The organism is Massilia sp. UBA6681 (assembly GCF_002454935.1).
Lineage (GTDB): Bacteria > Pseudomonadota > Gammaproteobacteria > Burkholderiales > Burkholderiaceae_D > Telluria > Telluria varians.
The window spans coordinates 5,413-6,107 of record NZ_DKJX01000097.1 but is presented as its reverse complement, the minus strand read 5'-3'; the positions used below and the strand labels follow the sequence as shown (position 1 = coordinate 6,107).

Below are 695 nucleotides of genomic sequence, written 5' to 3'. Positions count from 1 at the left end.
CGCCGCCGCGCGCCGCAAGCGCAGCGCCCGCTGAAGCGCAGGCAGGAGGGGCCGCTTCCCCTCCTGCATCCTTATGCAATATGCCATTCGTGGGCGGGATGCAAACGAATGATGCATGTGAGCAGCTTTTTGCAAACGTAATTTGCATCTTTTGCCCGCTGTTGAAATTTTCTTGCGCGCCCTTTCTTTTGATTCTAGCCAGCGTCCAGCGTGGTGCAGCGCAATAAGCTAGAATGAACGTCCTTCGGACCCGTCCGACCGACGCCCTGCATCTCATGAACGCGCCCGCACATATCCATACTCTGCTCGCCGACAATGCTCCTGCACGACTGCGCGAGATCCCCTACAACTACACCTCGTTCTCCGATCGCGAGATCGTGATCCGCCTGCTGGGCGAGTCCTCGTGGCGCCTGCTCGACGAACTGCGCGGGGCGCGCCAGACCGGCCGCTCGGCGCGCATGCTGTACGAGGTCCTGGGCGATATCTGGGTGGTGCGCCGCAACCCCTACCTGCAGGACGACCTGCTGGATAACCCGAAGCGCCGCCAGAAGCTGATCGACGCCTTGCACCACCGCCTGGGCGAAGTCGACAAGCGCCGCCTGAGCGTGGACGCCGCCGAAGGCGATGCCGAAGCCTCCGCGTCGCGCAGCGCCGCGGTCGAACAGCTCCTGGCCGCCGCCCGCAAGGCCGTCGAC

General features: G+C 64.2%; 2 protein-coding genes. Both read left to right on the top strand.

Translation table 11 applies throughout. The features are described 5' to 3' along the window. A partial coding sequence (locus B2R83_RS17840) for a hypothetical protein (protein WP_292044001.1) occupies positions 1 to 227 on the top strand: 227 nt, incomplete at its 5' end. 48 nt (positions 228 to 275) lie between these two features. Further along, positions 276 to 695: DUF3683 domain-containing protein (locus B2R83_RS17835; protein WP_292044004.1), on the top strand; the 420-nt coding region annotated here is incomplete at its 3' end.